16 protein-coding genes are annotated in these 16,116 nt (G+C 66.2%); 12 read left to right on the forward strand and 4 right to left on the reverse strand.

The window, feature by feature from the left end:
• Positions 1–4: 4 nt before the first annotated feature.
• From ACSC1R_RS14620 to ACSC1R_RS14650, 7 genes are all read left to right on the forward strand, one after another.
• Entirely contained in the window at positions 5–1,768 is a 1,764-nt protein-coding gene (locus ACSC1R_RS14620) for a hypothetical protein (RefSeq protein ID WP_439026459.1), read from the forward strand.
• Between the two features lie 236 nt (positions 1,769–2,004).
• Positions 2,005–3,369, forward strand: coding sequence for an ATP-binding protein (locus tag ACSC1R_RS14625; protein WP_439026460.1), 1,365 nt, complete (start codon positions 2,005–2,007; stop codon positions 3,367–3,369).
• A 468-nt stretch (positions 3,370–3,837) separates the two neighbouring features.
• Positions 3,838–5,598: a choice-of-anchor W domain-containing protein gene (locus ACSC1R_RS14630; protein ID WP_439026461.1), complete on the forward strand. Its 1,761-nt coding sequence runs from the start codon at positions 3,838–3,840 to the stop codon at positions 5,596–5,598.
• A gap of 115 nt (positions 5,599–5,713) precedes the next feature.
• On the forward strand, positions 5,714–6,943 hold the full coding sequence (locus ACSC1R_RS14635; protein WP_439026462.1) for an HD domain-containing protein: 1,230 nt from the start codon (positions 5,714–5,716) through the stop codon (positions 6,941–6,943).
• Positions 6,940–7,959 (forward strand): amidohydrolase family protein, encoded by a 1,020-nt coding sequence (locus ACSC1R_RS14640; RefSeq protein WP_439026463.1) that lies wholly within the window; start codon positions 6,940–6,942, stop codon positions 7,957–7,959. Before ACSC1R_RS14635 ends, ACSC1R_RS14640 begins: the two co-directional genes overlap by 4 nt.
• Positions 7,960–8,027: 68 nt before the next feature.
• Entirely contained in the window at positions 8,028–8,477 is a 450-nt protein-coding gene (locus tag ACSC1R_RS14645; protein WP_439026464.1) for a universal stress protein, read from the forward strand.
• A gap of 27 nt (positions 8,478–8,504) precedes the next feature.
• Positions 8,505–8,675, forward strand: coding sequence for a hypothetical protein (locus tag ACSC1R_RS14650; protein ID WP_439026465.1), 171 nt, complete (start codon positions 8,505–8,507; stop codon positions 8,673–8,675).
• Positions 8,676–8,693: 18 nt separating this feature from the next.
• Here the strand turns inward: ACSC1R_RS14650 and ACSC1R_RS14655 are convergent, their stop codons facing one another.
• Positions 8,694–9,635, reverse strand: a complete 942-nt coding sequence (locus tag ACSC1R_RS14655) for a biotin--[acetyl-CoA-carboxylase] ligase (protein WP_439026466.1) — start codon at positions 9,633–9,635, stop codon at positions 8,694–8,696.
• 73 nt (positions 9,636–9,708) lie between these two features.
• Between ACSC1R_RS14655 and ACSC1R_RS14660 the strand changes: the two genes are divergently transcribed.
• The gene (locus tag ACSC1R_RS14660) at positions 9,709–10,200 is read left to right on the forward strand and encodes a hypothetical protein (RefSeq protein ID WP_439026467.1); all 492 of its coding nucleotides are present in this window, start codon (positions 9,709–9,711) and stop codon (positions 10,198–10,200) included.
• A gap of 23 nt (positions 10,201–10,223) precedes the next feature.
• Here the strand turns inward: ACSC1R_RS14660 and ACSC1R_RS14665 are convergent, their stop codons facing one another.
• Both ACSC1R_RS14665 and ACSC1R_RS14670 read right to left on the reverse strand, forming a co-directional pair.
• The gene (locus tag ACSC1R_RS14665) at positions 10,224–11,222 is read right to left on the reverse strand and encodes a tyrosine--tRNA ligase (RefSeq protein WP_439026468.1); all 999 of its coding nucleotides are present in this window, start codon (positions 11,220–11,222) and stop codon (positions 10,224–10,226) included.
• Between the two features lie 75 nt (positions 11,223–11,297).
• Entirely contained in the window at positions 11,298–11,498 is a 201-nt protein-coding gene (locus tag ACSC1R_RS14670) for a hypothetical protein (protein WP_439026469.1), read from the reverse strand.
• A gap of 282 nt (positions 11,499–11,780) precedes the next feature.
• Between ACSC1R_RS14670 and ACSC1R_RS14675 the strand changes: the two genes are divergently transcribed.
• Together ACSC1R_RS14675 and ACSC1R_RS14680 are read left to right on the forward strand one after the other, a co-directional pair.
• Positions 11,781–12,203, forward strand: a complete 423-nt coding sequence (locus tag ACSC1R_RS14675) for a DoxX family protein (protein ID WP_439026470.1) — start codon at positions 11,781–11,783, stop codon at positions 12,201–12,203.
• Positions 12,204–12,791, forward strand: a complete 588-nt coding sequence (locus ACSC1R_RS14680) for a flavin reductase family protein (RefSeq protein WP_439026471.1) — start codon at positions 12,204–12,206, stop codon at positions 12,789–12,791.
• 17 nt (positions 12,792–12,808) lie between these two features.
• Here ACSC1R_RS14680 and ACSC1R_RS14685 read toward each other — a convergent pair whose 3' ends face one another.
• Positions 12,809–13,231 carry an SRPBCC family protein gene (locus ACSC1R_RS14685; protein WP_439026472.1) on the reverse strand — a complete coding sequence of 141 codons (423 nt, stop codon included), beginning with the start codon at positions 13,229–13,231 and terminating at the stop codon, positions 12,809–12,811.
• Between the two features lie 114 nt (positions 13,232–13,345).
• Here ACSC1R_RS14685 and ACSC1R_RS14690 point away from each other — a divergent pair, with 114 nt between their 5' ends.
• The gene (locus ACSC1R_RS14690; protein ID WP_439026473.1) at positions 13,346–14,269 is read left to right on the forward strand and encodes an ATP-binding cassette domain-containing protein; all 924 of its coding nucleotides are present in this window, start codon (positions 13,346–13,348) and stop codon (positions 14,267–14,269) included.
• Positions 14,266–16,116, forward strand: a complete 1,851-nt coding sequence (locus ACSC1R_RS14695; RefSeq protein WP_439026474.1) for an ABC transporter permease — start codon at positions 14,266–14,268, stop codon at positions 16,114–16,116. The genes ACSC1R_RS14690 and ACSC1R_RS14695 overlap by 4 nt, the downstream gene beginning before the upstream one ends.

Consider the following 16,116-nt stretch of genomic DNA (forward strand, 5'->3'; position numbering starts at 1 on the left):
TATCATGGCAAACAAACTTTCACGCCGGCAGGTGCTGGCAGGACTCGGGACAATCGGAGTAGCGAGTGCAGGCGCAGGCCTCGGCACGACTGCCTTCTTCAGCGACACGGAAGAACTCGAAGGCTGGTACGAGGCGGGTCGCGTCGACCTCGTCCTCGATTACCGCTCGACGTACAAGCCGTGGGAGCGCTACGACCTCCAGATGGTCCCCGCCGACCAGCGCCCGGCAGTCGTCGCCGGGACCGACGGCATGACCTACGAGATCGCCGCCGCGCCCGCGGTCCGCGACGAGAACGGCGACGCGGTCACCCACCAGCAGTGGGCGAACCTCGTCACGGGGAACACGGACCTCTTCGCGGACGTGTGTAACCTCCCGGACACCACCGACATCAGTGCGGTACTGGAACAGACCCGGTTCACCACGGTCTCCGATGGGAACGTCTACAGGCCGGGATTCGTCGACGGCGAGCGCGGCATGTTCGTCGACCTGGACGACATCAAGCCGTACGACGAGGGCGAGACGACGTTCAGCTTCCACCTCTGTGGCAACCCGTCGTACATCTACGCCGAGTTACTCAACGCGGACAGCTTCGAGGACTACCGCGAGGGCGTCGATTCGCCCACCGAACCCGAAGTCGAAGCCGGGGAGGTCCCGGGAGACGAGGACGACCCGCGCTTCGAGGGCGGCGAACTGTGTGACTACCTGTACGTCGTGGTCTCGACCGACCCCGACTGTGACAACCTCTCGCCGGTCGGCTCCGAGGAGGACATCGTCAACCCGTTCGGCACCGCCGACGAGGCCGGGGACGTCCTCTACGCGGGCTCGATGTCGGGCTGGGTCGAACAGTTCGGCCCCGAACTCGACGGCCGAATCAAACTCCCGCCCGTCGTCAAAGCCGACGGTTCGGGTGTCGCCGGTGACCCCGACGTGGCAGCCGCCTGTTTCGAACCGGGCGTGCACTGCTACGTCATGAACTGGTACCTCCCGTGCATGGAGGACGATGCCGACCGCCTCGGGTTCACGGACCTGCCCATCAAGAACGTCCTCGTCAACGGGGAACCGCTCTCGCAGGACCAGGACGGCGACGAGGCACTGACGTTCAACGACGAACTCCGCGCCCGCGGCTACATCGGCCTGGACGACGACGAGGAACCGATGACGCTCAGCGCGAACATCACGCAGACCGACGCCTGCCACGTCGGCATGAAGTTCACCGCCGAACAGTGCCGCCACAACACCTGTGCCGAGGCCGCAATCGACCTGTCCACCGGCGTCGCCGAGTGGAACGTCTCGGTCGCCCCCGACGGCGAACCGACCGGCGCTGCACAGTCCATCTCGACGCACCCGGCCTGGATCGACCCGCAGTACAACGCGGCGTTCGACTCCACGGCGTCGTGGGTCAACCACGTCGGCGGAGCAGGGACCGGCTCCTACCCCGCCGGGCAGTACGTCTACGAGACCGAATTCGAGGTCTCACCCGCGAACGTCGGCGGCACCTGCACGCTCGAGTTCGACTGGTCGGCAGACAACCAGTCCGACATCGTGTTCAGCCTCCAGAAGACCGACGAAATCGGCTTCAACATGGTGGAAACGGCGGCGTACACCACCGACATGGAGCAGTTCAAGGTCATGACCGCCGAGAGCTTCGACATCACCGAAGCTGGCACCTACCGGCTGTCCGTCGCAGTCGAGAACAACGTGCCCGCAGCAGGACCCAGCCCGACTGGTCTCCTGGTCTCCGGTGGCCTCGTCTGCCAGTGCGAGTAGGCGCATGACGGCCTCCTCGCCCTAAACGGCGGGGTCTCTTTTCGTTGGGACAGCGAGGGCGTGGTGAAACCCGGGAAAGCCGAATCCGTGATTCTGGGAACCCGGCGACGGTTTTCGTGTCCCGTATCGGATACCGTCTCCTTGCCACCTGCGAGGGGCCTTTCGAGACTCCTACGTGCTTCCCCTTCACCTGGCGTTGGCGTACGGTATATGCGCTCTAGTGTCCTATATTGTTCATGCCATCTGCCGCACCATCGCTCACGGCCGTCAGAGCGGTGGTCGAACGGCTCGGCCCGCCCGGGACTCCGCTGACCACATCGGAGGTGGCCGCGGAGTTCGACTGTCTCACTCGGGCCGTCTCCGAGCAACTCGAAACCCTCGTCGGCGAGGGAGTTATCGAAACGAAAGAGGTCGGCGCCCGCGGGCGTGTGTGGTGGCGTCCCGTCGACACTCCGACGTCCCAGCGAAAGACGCCACGCGGGAGTGGTGATACCGTCGAGTGTCCCAACACGTCCGCGAGGAGGCCCCGTGCGGACAGCGAGCTGGCCGAGCAGGCACTGCGAGCGTCCGAGGAACGGCTCCACCTCGCGACCGAAATCGGGGGAATCGGTATCTGGGAACTCGACCTGCAGACGCTCGACTCGCCCGTCCGGACGGCTCGACACGACGAGATATTCGGCTACGACGAACCGCCCGACGACTGGAGCTTCGAGCGGTTCCTCGACCACGTCGTCCCGGGACATCGCGACCGCATCGAGCGGAGCTTCGAGGAGAGTCTCCGGACGGGAGTGTGGGCGTTCGAGTGCCCCATCGTCCGCGTGGACGGGCAGCAGCGGTGGATCGCCGCCCGCGGGCGGATGTTCGACGACGATGTGGGCGAACCACACCGTGCTCTCGGTGTCGTTCAGGACATCACCGACCAGAAGCGCCGCGAGCGAGAACTCGAACGGCAGCGCAAACGACTCGAACGACAGAACGAGCGGCTGGAGGAGTTCACCAGCACCGTGACACACGACCTGCGGTCGCCGCTGGCGGTCATCGGCGGCCGGTTGCACCTGTACCGGGAGACGGGCGGGGCCGAACACCTCGACGCCGCCGAGGAAGCGCTAAAGCGGGCAGGGAGACTCGTCGACGACCTGCTCACCGTCGCACGTCAGGGCTGGCTGGTCGAGACAACGAAACCGACCGACGTCGAAGCGGTGTTCTCGCGGGCACGGGAAGGTACGGTACCGGCGACCGTCGAGTGTGTGTACGACCCGGTACCGACGATACTCGCAGACCGAGACCGACTGCTCCAGCTGTTCGAGAACGTGTTGCGAAACAGTGTCGAGCACGGTGGGAGCGACGTCACTGTCCGGGTGGGGCCACTCCCGGACGGTGCAGGGCTCTACATCGAGGACGATGGCCCCGGGTTCGCCGGGGTCGACCCCGAACGCGTGTTCGACTTCGGGTACTCGGGCCGTGAGGATGGGACTGGATTCGGGCTCTCTATCGCCCGGGCGATCGCCGACGCACACGGGTGGGAGATCTCGATAGGGCCGGAGACGAGCGGTGGTGCTCGATTCGAGATAACGGGCGTCGAGTTCGCGGCGGACTCGTAGCACGAACGGTCCTCCGGAAAATCAACAGACCGTCTGTGGTGGGGCGTGTCGGTGTCCGTCAGCGGGGCGTTCGAAGCCCAGCACGTGCTGTGTATTCCAGACGGGACTGAGACGTTCACACGAGGGTGTCAGAAGCTTCGCCGATTCACTCGCTCTCTCGGTTTTTCAGCGCATGCAGTGACTCGAGGAAGACCCAAAGCCAGACAGACCGGGTATCGACAGCCGAGCAGTCGGAGAGACTCGACTGGTGCTCGACACCGGTATGGCGGCCGAACCATGTTCGTTCGTCCCGGTACGGCCGCCATACCCCGGCGACAAGGTCGGCCTGTCGCCCTCGATTGTCACCTTCGACGGGAGCAGATTCTACGGAACCGCCGACTCGAACGGCCGAAGCCGCTCATAAGGAAACGGGTCCGAGACCTCTCCTCGCTTATCACCTGGGGAAACAGGTGGCTCACAGATACCATCATGGCAAACAAACTTTCACGCCGGCAGGTGCTGGCAGGACTCGGGACAATCGGAGTGGCGAGCGCAGGCGCAGGCCTCGGGACGACCGCGTTCTTCAGCGACACGGAAGAACTCGAAGGCTGGTACGAGGCAGGTCGCGTCGACCTGCTGCTCGACTACCGCACCACGTACAAGCCGTGGGAGCGCTACGACCTCCAGATGGTCCCCGCCGACCAGCGCCCGGCAATCGTCGCCGGGACCGACGGCATGACCTACGAGATCGCCGCCGCGCCTGCGCTGCGCAACGAAGCTGGCGAGGCTATCAGCCACGAGGCGTGGGGCACGCTCAACGAGAACTTCGGCGGGAACGACTCCGTGCTGTGTCGACTCGAAGATGCGAGCAACGTCCAGGACCTCGTGGAGGCGCTGAACTACACCGTCGTCGACGACCCGACGAACGGCTTCTACCCGGGCTACATCAACGGCCCGTCCGGTGAGGAGCGTGCGATGTTCATCGACCTCGACGACATCAAGCCGTACGACGAGGGCGAGACGACGTTCAGTTTCCACCTGTGTGGCAACCCGTCGTTCATCTACGCGGAACTGTTCAACGTGGCCAGTTTCGAAGACTACCGCGAGGGCGTCGATTCCCCGACCGAACCGGAGATTCAGGCCGGTGAAATCGTCGACGACCCGACCTTCGAGGGCGGCGAGTTGTGCGATTACCTCTACGTCGTGGTCTCGACCGACCCCGACTGTGACAACCTCTCGACGCCTGGGGCCGAGGGCGAGAACCCGTTCGGCACCGCCGACGAGGCCGGTGAAATCCTCTATGCGGGCTCGATGTCCGGCTGGCTCGAACAGTTCGGGCCAGAGTACGACGGCCGCGTCCGGCTCCCGCCAGTCGTCAAGGAAGACGGCTCGGGCGTCGCCGGTGACCCCGACGTCGCCGCCGCCTGTTTCGAACCGGGCGTGCACTGCTACGTCATGAACTGGTACCTCCCGTGCAAGGCGGATGACGCAGACCGCCTCGGGTTCACCGACCTCCCGCTGGTCAACAACCCGGCCGCGAGTGGCACTTTCGACGACGAACTCCGCGCCCGTGGGTACGTCGACGCGGACACCGACGCGACCCTCGACGTGAACATCGCCCAGACCGACGCCTGCCACTTCGGCCTGAAGTTCACTGCCGAACAGTGCCGCCACAACACCGGCGGCGACCTGCAGGCCCAGCTCGAGTGTATCACCGGTGACGGCTTCGGTGTCACCCAGCTCGGTGACGGCGCAGGCTCGTGGTTCGGCCGCATCCGCTACGGTCAGTCCGGCGGTAGCGGTGCCGGCGAACTGTACCTCGGGAACGACAACAGCAACCGGAACGAGGCCCAGAACGCCTGGCCCGACCCGGTGAGCGGCTCGTTCACCCTCGCGTACGACGCGGACACCAACGAGGCGACCCTCACCGTCGACGACGGCGAAGACGTCTCGATGGTCAGCTACACGGTGAACGACCCGTCGGCGACCGGCGACAGCTCCGCCGACGAACTCGCCATCACCGTGAAGGCGAACGCGGGCCAGACCGTCACCGTCTCGAACGTCGCGTTCAACGACGACCCGGCCGGGTGCTCCATCGAGGCCGCCCCGACCGCGGGTGACGAGAAGAAGTACCTCAAGCTGACCGGCGTCGACGTGGCGTCGGACTTCACCCTGACCGGTGACTTCAGCTGGGACGCGTCCGTGAACAGCCAGCAGGAACGCCCCGCAATCGACATCGACATCGACTGAGCGGGTTCGCCGGTCCAGTCGCACGAACCCATCCCTCGGCTCCGTGCCGATGACCGGCGTTCGACCGGGGCGTATGCCCGACTCCTTTTATACGAACGCGCCGAAATCCCGGCCAATGAAGACCATCAAGGATAGCGTACACGACCACATCGAGGTGGACGGTGTGGCGCGGGCGCTGCTCGACACACCGGAGATGCAGCGACTCCGGCACATCGCGCAACTGGGTACCGCCTCGCTGGTCTACCCCTCCGCGAACCACACGCGGTTCGAGCACTCCCTCGGGGTGTACCACAACGCCTGCCGGGCGCTCGACCACCTCGGCGTCGAGGGGAAGAACGCCGAGAAGGTCCGGGCGGCCGCCCTCCTGCACGACGTGGGCCACGGCCCGTTCTCACACAATCTCGAACCGCTGACTCACCGGCGCACGGGCAAGTACCACGACGACGTGCACGAACTGTTCGAGCGCGGGGCCGTCGGCGAGGTCCTGCGCGAGTACGACATCGCCCCACACGAGATAGCCGACCTCGTCGCCGGTGACGGCCGCTACGGTCAGATCGTCTCGGGCGAACTCGACGTGGACCGGATGGACTACCTCGTCCGTGACGCCCACCACACCGGCGTCCCGTACGGCACCATCGACCACGCGCGTCTCCTGCGCGAACTCACCTTCGCCGACGGCGAACTGGTGCTCGACGAGGGGAACGTCCAGACCGCAGAGAGCCTGCTCGTCGCACGGGCACTGATGACGCCGACGGTGTACGGCCACCACGTCGCGCGTATCTCGAAGGCGATGCTCCGGCAGGCTGGCGAGCGACTGCTCGATACGACCGAGACCACCCCGGAGGAACTTCGCCGGATGGACGACCACGACCTCCTGTACACGCTCCGCAACTGCGAGAGCACGGCCGAACTCGCCCGCCGGTTCGACCACCGCGACCTGTTCAAGCGGGCCGTGTGGGCCGAGTACGACGACGTACCGGACTCCCTGCTCGCGGCCGAACACGAGGACATCAGAGGGTACGAACTGGAGATCGCCGACGAGGCCGGGCTCTCTTCCGGGCAGGTCATCCTCGACGTGCCCGGCGAGCCATCGATGAAGGAGTCTTCGACCCGGGTGCTCGTCAACGGCGAGGCGCGCCGACTGGACGAGCAGTCGCCGCTGGTGCAGGCGCTCCAGTCGGCCCAGAAATCGCAGTGGCGACTCGGGGTGTACGCCCCGGAGGCGGTGACCGACCAGGTGCGAAGCGCCGTGGTCAGGACGCTCGACATCGAAGAGAACGCGCTCGTCTCCGAGGTCGGGAGCGGGCTGCACGCGACGCTCGACCAGTTCGCCCAGCAATCATGATACTCGAAGGGACCATCCTGGCAGGCACAGAGTTCGAACCGATAGAAGGCCGCGTCGTCGTCGAAGACGGCACGATACAGGCCATCGAGGAAGCCACAGTCGAGAGCGACGACATCGTCCTCCCGGCGTTCGTCAACGCCCACACCCACATCGGCGACTCCATCGCCAAGGAGGCCGGTGGCGGGCTCTCACTGGCCGAACTCGTCGCGCCGCCGGACGGGCTGAAACACCGCCTGCTCCGCCAGACCAGCACCGAGGAGAAAGTCGCCGCCATGCGCCGGTCGCTCCAGTTCATGCAAGCGGGTGGGACCGCGACCTGCGTCGAGTTCCGCGAGGGCGGCGTCGAGGGCGTCCGGGCCATCCGCGAGGCGGCCGACGGGCTCGACATCGACCCGGTCGTGCTCGGGCGCGAGACGGTCGACGCGATGCGACTCGAGGAGGCCGACGGGTTCGGGGCCTCCGGAGCGAACGACGCCGACTTCACGGAAGAGCGCGCGGCGACCGCCGAGGCGGGCAAGCTATTCGGCATCCACGCCGGTGAGGCCGACCCGTCGGACATCGACGCGGCGATGGACCTCGACCCGGACTTCCTCGTCCACATGGTCCATCCGGAGCCCCAGCACTTCGACCGGGTCGAAGAGAAAGAGACGCCTATCGCGGTCTGCCCGCGCTCGAACCTCGTCACCGACGTCGGCCTCCCGCCGATTCGGGAGTGGCTCGACCGGACCACGATCGCGCTCGGCACCGACAACGTGATGCTGAACTCGCCGTCGATGTTCCGCGAGATGGCGTTCACGGCGAAACTCTGCGACGTGACCGCGACCGAAGTGCTTCGCATGGCCACGCTCGGTGGTGCAGAACTGGCCGGGCTGGACTACGGCTGCATCGAACCCGGGCGCGAGGCCAAACTGCTGGTCCTCGACGGTGACTCCGACAACCTCGCCGGGGTCCGCGACCCGGTCCGGGCAGTGGTGCGGCGGGCAGAGACGAGCGACGTCTCTCGGGTCCTGCTCTAGACGGCGATTCTGGCCCGTTCTGGGGGGACAACTAAAGAGCGAGGGTATCTTACGTGGTAGCATATCGCATGTACGACCGTATCCTCGTCCCGACCGACGGCTCACAGGGCGTCGAACGTGCCATCCAGCACGCCGTGGACCTCGCTACCGCTCACGGGTCGACACTCCACGCCGTCTACGTCCTGAACTCCGCGAGCTACGGTGGTGTGCCCATCGAGACCTCGTGGGAGGGGCTGCACGACATGCTCCAGCAGGAGGGGGAACACGCCATCGAACGGGTACAGGCCATCGCCGACCCTGCCGGCGTCCCCGTCGTCGGCAGTATCCTCGAAGGCTCACCGAGCAAAGAGGTCGTCAGGTACGCGGAGGAGAACGACTGCGACCTCGTGGTGATGGGCACCCACGGACGGGGCGGTATCGACCGCCTGTTGCTCGGCAGCGTCGCCGAGCGCGTCGTTCGGTCCTCGGCAGTGCCCGTGTTGACGGTACAGGTGGGCGACGGGGAACGAGAACGGTGACGCGACGCCGACCACGGCGCAAGGGCCATGGTTCTACACTGCGAGGGTAGGACGATGATGGACCTCGGCGACAAGGTGGTCGCGTTCGCCGCCATCGCCTTCATCAACGCGACGTTCGCACTGGTCGTCCCCTCCTGGATGGCCATGTTTGCCGCCATCGCCTCGCTGCCGCTGGCAGCGGCGATACTCTTCAGGTAGCCACTGCGACGCGACTACTCAAGTCCCGTCGACAGGTCGCAGGTGTTCACAGTCCCCGGCACTGACCCGGGCGGTCCCCTCGCCGGTCTCGACGAGCAGTGCGCCGGGGAACGTCACGTCCACTGCGTCGCCGACTACTTCTCCGCCGGGCGTCTCGACGCGCACTCGCTGGCCGAGCGTCAGCGACGCCTCGCGCCACGCCGGCAGAATCGAGTCGGGGTCGCCTGCGAGGTCGTGGAACTCTTCCAGCACGCGCTGGAGGAAATTGCGCCGGTCCACGTCGCCGACGAGCTCGCGAACCGTCGTCGCGGTCACTGGCAGGGCGCTCGCGTCGATGTTGACGTTCACGCCGATACCGATGACTACCCACGAGACGCGGTCTGCCTCGCCCTCCATCTCGGTGAGGATGCCCGCGAGTTTGTGGTGTGTACCATCGACGCTCACGAGGACGTCGTTCGGCCACTTGATGCCGGCGTCGACGCCAGCTTCACGTGCAACACGGGTGACCGCGACCGCGGCCGCGAGCGTGAGCAGGGGGACCTGCGCGGGCGGGATGTCCGGACGGAGCACGACCGACGCCCAGACGCCGCCACTGGGGGCACTCCAGTCCCGATTCAGGCGACCGCGGCTACCGGTCTGTTCGTCTGCGACGACCACGACGTTCCCCTCGCCCTCACTGGCGAGTTCGCGGGCGCGCCGGTTCGTGGAGTCGATGCTGTCGTGGTACTCCACCTCGTATGGGGCGTCCAGCCCGTACTCGATTGCCATCCCACCGTACTCGGGGACCGTGGCGAGGTGGTAGCCGTCGTCGTCGCTCTCGATGACGAACCCGGCGTCCCGGAGGGCTTCGACGTGCTTCCACACCGCGGCGCGGGAGACGTCGAGCGCGTCCGCGAGTGCCGGGCCGGAGATGGGGCCGTCCGCGAGCGCGTCGAGCACCGCGCGTCTCGTCTCGTGCATGGGCAGCCCTTTGCCGGGAGCCGACTTGAAACCGTCCGAACGATATTCGGCCCTGGGCGGCGTACCCACGGCCGTGTCCGGATTCTCTGGCGACGAGTTCCTCCGCTTCGGAGCACTGGTCGGGACGGTCGGCTGGCTGGGGACCCAGCTGGCGGCCTGGGGCCGCGTCGGTCCGCTTCCGGTGCTCGTGCTCTGGGTGGGCCTTCTCGGCGTGATGGCCAGGGTCGGCCTGCGCCGGACCGACGACGCGGTCCAGTTCTCGAGGCCACTGGTCGTCTGGGCTGTGACGAACGCGACCGCGATGGGCTGGACTATCGCGGCGGTGCTCGGTGTCCCGGTGCCGGCGGCCGACCTCGCAGGATGGCTTCCATGGCTCGGCTCGTTCACCGTCGCCTACGCCGTGACCGGGTGGCTCGTGCCAGCGAACCGGCGAACGTACCTGCTGGGGAGCGTCGGCGCGGTCGTGGTCGGGGTCTCGTTGCTGGCGGCCCCAGCGATGCAGGTCGTGAGCTACCTGCTGGTCGGAATCGTCCACGTCGCGCCACTGGTGGACGCGACGCGCTGAAAACGGTGTTCGGGGGTCCCGACTCAGTTCCCGCGGATTTCTCGGAGTTTCGCGCGACCGTCGGCGATGAGTTCGTCGAGGTACTCGGCGAGCGTGTTCTTGGCGTCCTGCGGGTGGAGTTCGCCCGAGACGAGGTCGGCTTCGAGCGACTCGTAGTCGTCGTACGTGAGGTTTCCACCGTACTTCTCGGGGCGTTCGACCGTCACGGACTCGAAGCGCGGGAAGACGTGGAACCTGAACAGTTCGAGTACCGGATTGTGGCGCTCGTTCCCGTCGTCGTCCGGTTCGGGGTCGGCAGTCGGCGGACAGAACGCGGAAGTGACCTTCTCTTTCAGGTCCTCCGAGGAGTCCTCCATGGAGATGGTGACGCCCTTCGAGGAGGACATCTTGCCGACACCCGTCGTGAGGTCCGCGAGGATGGGCGTGTGCAGGCACGGTCGGGACTCGTAGTCGAGGGTCGCCATCTCCTCGCGGTGGAGCATGTGAACCTTGCGCTGGTCGAGGCCGCCGATGGCGAGGTCCAGGTCGAGGTACTCGATGTCGAGCGCCTGCATGAGCGGGTAGACGACGTGGCTGACCTTCGCGGTCTCGCCGGACTGGAGTTCCGCCATCGCGCGCTGGGCGCGGTTCAGGCTCGTGGAGAGTTCGAGTTCGTGCAGGTCCAGCACGTAGTCCTCGTCGAGCTGGAACTCGCTCCCGTAGACGAACTCGGTCCGCGCTTCGTCGAGGCCGTACGCGAGGAACTGTGCGCGCATCTGTTCGGCCGTGTCACGAATCTCGTCGAAGGTCCCCTTCCCGTTGAGGTAGGCGTGTACGTCCGCGAGCAGGATGACGACCTCGAAGCCGGCGTCCTGGAGGTCGATGAGCTTGTTCGCGGTGAGGAGGTGCCCGACGTGGAGTACGCCGGAGGGCTCGTAGCCGACGTAGACCCGCTTGCCTGTGGGGTCGTCGGCCAGTTCGCGTACCTCCTCCTCCGTGATGACCTCCTCGGTGTTCCGAGTGATCAACTCGTAGGTGTCCATACGGAGAGAATTTCGCCGGGAGGCTTTGAAGGTTTTCTACCTGTGTCACCGCGTCAGAACGGGTCGGTAACCGAGTCAGAACGGTTTGAGCACGTCCTCGACCGAGTCCCGGACCGAGCCGGCGATGTGGCCGCTCGCCGCGCCGAAGCCCGCTCCGATGCCCGAACCGAGCGGGCCGAGCGGGCTCCCGATAGTCGCACCGATCTCCGCGCCCTTCTTTGCGCCCTCTTTCGCGTGTGAGCCCTTGCGCATGCAGGGGGGTTTGAGTGGGTTCATCGTCTCGCGTTGCGCTACTACCTCGACTCATAAAAATCCGAACCTGTCTCGGGTGTATCCGACCGGTGAGTGGTACTCTGGCACGTGTCCGGCGTCTCGTCGGCTCACCTGCTTACATCGATGTCATCTGGGTGCAGTCGATGCCATCTGGTTACACTTGTGTCGGATGAATTATAAGTTGGTTCGGGGTCGTACCAGGTAACGTGATGAAACCACAGACGGCTTCGACCGACGCTCACACCGACGCAGCAATCGACCGCCTCTCGCTGGAGGTGGCCTGAGATGGCGCTCGAACTCACCAGTTCGGCGGGAATCGCGCTGCTCGTCGCCCGGGTTCTCGTGGGTGGCGTGCTCGCATTTATGGGCGTGAACCACTTCCTCAACACCGAAGACATGGCCGGCTATGCACAGATGAAAGGCGTTCCCGCGCCCGGACTGGCGGTAACGTTCTCGGGCGGGATACTCGTCTTCGGGGGCCTGAGCCTCGTCCTCGGCGCGTATCCCGTACTCGGCGCGGGCGCGCTGGCGGTGTTCCTGCTCGTGACGACCCCGATGATGCACGACTTCTGGACGATGGACGACCCAGAACAGCAACAGAACGAGATGACGGCCTTCCTGAAGAACGTCGTGATGCTCGGCGCAGTGCTGGCGTTCCTCGTCCTCGCCGGGACCGAGTGGCCGTACGCGGTCGGGGTGGGCCTGTAGATGGAGATCGACCCTGCCGAAGTGGACGGCTCGCTCTACCGAACCCTCTCCGGGTCAGTGGTTCCCCGGCCCATCGCGTGGGTCAGCACGACCAGTGCGGACGGCGTCGACAACCTCGCGCCGTTCTCCTTTTTCACGGTCGCGGCCATCGACCCGCCCATCCTGGTGTTCGCACCGGTCGATGGACCCAACGGCCTGAAGGACACGCCGCGGAACGTCCGCGACACCGGCGAACTGGTCGTCAATATCGTCACCGACGACACTGTCGAGGCGATGAACCAGACGGCGGCGACCCTCCCAGCGGAGGAGAGCGAGTTCGAGCACTCCGGCGCGACCCGCACCGAGTCGACCCGGGTCACGCCCCCACGGGTCGCGGAGTCACCCATCGCCTTCGAGTGCGAACTGTACGACCTGCAGGACGTGGGCAGTTCGAGCCTGATACTCGCCGAGGTCGTCTACGTCCACGTCGACGACGCGGTGACGACCGACGGGAAGGTGGACGTGGAGAAACTCGATGCAGTGGGCCGGCTCGCCGGGTCGTGGTACGCCAGTACCGACGACCGGTTCTCGCTGGAGCGACCGCCGTAGGTCCCTGTTTTCGAACCCTACTCCGGCCCGAGCAGGATGTCCTGGATGTTCGAGAGCGCCCGCTGGCAGACTGGCACGTAGCCAGCCGCCAGCAGTGGCACCTCGAAGACGACCCGACAGCGGTCCGCCCCCAGGTACTCCGCCCGGTGGCCGGTCGCGGGGATACCGGCCACGTCCCAGGTCCAGCGTTCCCCGTCCGAGTAGGTCACCTCGAAGGGGACCCAGAAACTGCCGACGATTCGTACCCTCCCCTCGTCGCCGGCCGAGATGAACCGGTCCGGTGCCTCGACGTCGGTGACGGTCGGCCCCCAGTCGGGCCAGCGCCACGTGTCCGTCAGCAGTTCCCACGCGAGCATCCGGTCCACCGGCAGGTCCCGCCCGACTTCGAGCCGCCGACCGTCCGGGGTCTGGGCGAGCCGGACCTGTGGCTGTGACTGCATGTGTCAACATTTGTCACTCTTCGGATTAAGCCTACCGTCGGGCGATTTCGTCACTCGATTGACGTGCCGGGCCGGTATATTCAACTAGGCCGCGTTCTTGGCTCAGGACAACGAATGATAACCGTCGAGGACCTCCGCAAAGAGTACGACGGGTTCGTGGCTGTCGACGGCAGCTCGTTCACCATCGACCGCGGCGAGGTCTTCGGCGTCGTCGGGCCGAACGGTGCGGGAAAGACGACGACGTTGAAGATGCTCGCCGGGCTCATCGAACCGACGAGCGGCCACATCTCGGTGGCTGGACATCCAGCCGGCGACACCGATATGCGCCGCAACCTCGGCTTCCTCCCCGAAGAGTCGCCCCTGTACGAGGAGATGACGGCGCACTCCTACCTCGAATTCTTCGCCGACCTCTACGACGTGCCGACGGACGTGGCGCGAGAGCGCATCACGACCGCCCTGGACAGGCTCGACCTCGAACACCGGGAACGCCGTATCGGGGACATGTCGAAGGGGATGAAACGCAAGGTCGCTATCGCCCGGTCGCTCGTCAACGACCCGGACGTGCTCATCTACGACGAACCCGCCTCGGGGCTCGACCCCCTCACGACCAACTACATCATCGAGTTCACCGAGCAACTCGCCGACCAGGGCAAGACCATCGTCTTCTCCGCGCACAACCTCTACCACGTCGAGAGTATCTGCGACCGCCTCATCGTGATGAACCACGGTGACATCATCGCCCGTGGGAGCCTCGAAGAGATTCGGCAAGAGCACGGGCAGACCGCCTACCACGTGTACACGGACGTGCGGGTGGGAGACTGCGACCGAGTCGGGGACGGCCGGTTCGAGTCTGTCGTCTCCGATATGGACGCCGTCGACCGCCTTCGGACCCAGGCGACCAAACGGGGTGGCTCGGTCGTCGACCTGCAGACCCGGAATCCGAGTCTCGAAGACATCTTCCTCGACATCGCCGGTGAGACGCCCGAGGAGGCACGCGAGGCAGAGCAGGACCGGACCGTCGGGGAGGCCGAGACGTGAAAAAGCGCGGGCTCGACCGCGTCCTCTCGCTCCGCAAGACCCTGCGCATCGCCCGCTGGGAGGTCGCCCGAAGCGCCGGGGCCCTCGACCGACAGACCGTCGCACTCGCGCTCGTCCTCGTGGCCGTCGGAGCAGTCGTCGGCCCGACAGTCGTCGCCGAAGGCCCGGGCCTCGACGACGGCATCTACCGTGTCGGCGTCGAGGCGGACTCACCGTATCACGACGTGGTCCAGCACAGTAACCAGTTCGTCGCCAGACCGGACGACGCCAGTGCGTCCGCGCTCAAAGCCGGCGAGATAGACATCCTCGTCCCTGCCCGGGGCGAACCCATACCCAGACCCACGCGGAAAGGCCAGGCGGCCTACGCCGAGTTCCGGACCGCCGTCCAGGAGTACAACGACGAGTTGATGGGCGACGAAGCGAACCAGAGCGCCGCCTTCCCGGTCGCAGTCGAACTCCTGTACGAGAGTCGCGCCGGGAGCGCACTCACGGGCGGCACGGGAGGCGGTGCCGGGACCGCCGGTTCCGGCGACGGGGGAACTGACGGCGGCGCTGGGACCGGTGGCGACGGTGGCACCGACGACGCCGGAGCGGGCGGGGTCACGGGCGGCTCGACCGGTGGGAACGACGGGCAGGTACAGGCACCGAGCCTCGGCGGTTCGGCCATCGTCAGCGGCTCGACCTCCGGCTCGCCGAGCACCATCAGCCCGCCCTTCCCGTTCGCCTCCCTCGTCCTCGCGTTCCTGTTCATCGTCCCGATGAACTTCATCATCCAGGCGTACGGGAGCACCATCATCAACGAGCGCATCAACCGTCGCGGGGAGTTGATGCTCGTCTCCCCGGTCTCGCGCCGGGACATCATCGCTGGCAAGACCCTCCCCTACCTCGCGGCGCTGCTCGTCATCACGGTCGCCATCGCCATCCTCATCGGCGGAACCGCGGTGTCCGTCGCGGCCGTCTTGCCCATTGCACTCCTGTTCCTCGCGGCGACCTTCGTCGGCGGGATGTTCGCCCGGTCGTTCAAAGAGCTCACCTTCGTCACCATCACCGTCTCCGTGTTCATGACCTCCTACGTGTTCGTCCCGGCGATCTTCACCGACGTGACGCCTATCGCGCTCATCTCGCCGCTCACGCTGGTCGTCATGGACCTCCAGAACGAGGCGGTGACGTGGGGACAGTACGCCTTCTCGACGGTCCCGTTCTACCTGACCGCCGTCGCGCTGTTCACGTTCGGGGCGGGCACCTACCGCGAGGAGGATATGTTCAGCCAGCGCCCGGTCCACCAGAAGGCACTCGACGCCATCGCGACCCGGGTTCGGAACAAGAAGACGGTCGCGCTCGTGACCGCGTTGTTCCTCCCGTTCGTCTTCGTCGCCGAGTTACTCGCCATCGCGGTGCTGTTCATCATCCCGAAGGCGCTCTCGATTCCGGTGCTGTTCGGGGCCATCGCCCTCATCGAAGAGACCGCAAAGAGCATCCACGTCTACGCCGGCTTCGAGTACGCACGCTTCGAGCGGTCGCCGAAGACGGCGGTCGTCCTCGGTCTGGTGAGCGGGGCCGCGTTCTTCCTCGCGGAGAAGGGCACGTTACTCGTCCAGCTAGTCCAGTTGCAAGACCTCACGCTGGGCGCGAACGCCTATCCGGACGCTGCAGCGGCCGGTTCGGCGAACGTCGACCCGCTCGTCGTCCTCGGGCTCTTCTTGCTCCCGCTGGGACTGCACACGGTTACGGCGACCATCTCGGCTGTCGGGGCACAGCGCTCGAAACGGGCCTACGCCGGGGCGTTCCTGCTCGCGGTACTGGTCCACGTCGCGTACAACCTGGGGGTGACGCAACTTGTCCCGTGA

It is taken from the genome of Haloarchaeobius ordinarius, assembly GCF_051801355.1.
In the GTDB taxonomy this organism is placed as follows: domain Archaea; phylum Halobacteriota; class Halobacteria; order Halobacteriales; family Natrialbaceae; genus Haloarchaeobius.

Excerpts from the sequence above, each read along its gene's own strand:
- ACSC1R_RS14645 (WP_439026464.1), top strand. The coding sequence starts at position 8,028 with ATGTACGACCGTATCCTCGTCCCGACCGACGGCTCACAGGGCGTCGAA.
- ACSC1R_RS14665 (WP_439026468.1), bottom strand. The coding sequence starts at position 11,222 with ATGGACACCTACGAGTTGATCACTCGGAACACCGAGGAGGTCATCACG.
- ACSC1R_RS14635 (WP_439026462.1), top strand. The coding sequence starts at position 5,714 with ATGAAGACCATCAAGGATAGCGTACACGACCACATCGAGGTGGACGGT.
- ACSC1R_RS14630 (WP_439026461.1), top strand. The coding sequence starts at position 3,838 with ATGGCAAACAAACTTTCACGCCGGCAGGTGCTGGCAGGACTCGGGACA.
- ACSC1R_RS14625 (WP_439026460.1), top strand. The coding sequence starts at position 2,005 with ATGCCATCTGCCGCACCATCGCTCACGGCCGTCAGAGCGGTGGTCGAA.
- ACSC1R_RS14690 (WP_439026473.1), top strand. The coding sequence starts at position 13,346 with ATGATAACCGTCGAGGACCTCCGCAAAGAGTACGACGGGTTCGTGGCT.
- ACSC1R_RS14685 (WP_439026472.1), bottom strand. The coding sequence starts at position 13,231 with ATGCAGTCACAGCCACAGGTCCGGCTCGCCCAGACCCCGGACGGTCGG.
- ACSC1R_RS14650 (WP_439026465.1), top strand. The coding sequence starts at position 8,505 with ATGGTTCTACACTGCGAGGGTAGGACGATGATGGACCTCGGCGACAAG.
- ACSC1R_RS14670 (WP_439026469.1), bottom strand. The coding sequence starts at position 11,498 with ATGAACCCACTCAAACCCCCCTGCATGCGCAAGGGCTCACACGCGAAA.
- ACSC1R_RS14640 (WP_439026463.1), top strand. The coding sequence starts at position 6,940 with ATGATACTCGAAGGGACCATCCTGGCAGGCACAGAGTTCGAACCGATA.
- ACSC1R_RS14620 (WP_439026459.1), top strand. The coding sequence starts at position 5 with ATGGCAAACAAACTTTCACGCCGGCAGGTGCTGGCAGGACTCGGGACA.
- ACSC1R_RS14655 (WP_439026466.1), bottom strand. The coding sequence starts at position 9,635 with ATGCACGAGACGAGACGCGCGGTGCTCGACGCGCTCGCGGACGGCCCC.
- ACSC1R_RS14675 (WP_439026470.1), top strand. The coding sequence starts at position 11,781 with ATGGCGCTCGAACTCACCAGTTCGGCGGGAATCGCGCTGCTCGTCGCC.
- ACSC1R_RS14680 (WP_439026471.1), top strand. The coding sequence starts at position 12,204 with ATGGAGATCGACCCTGCCGAAGTGGACGGCTCGCTCTACCGAACCCTC.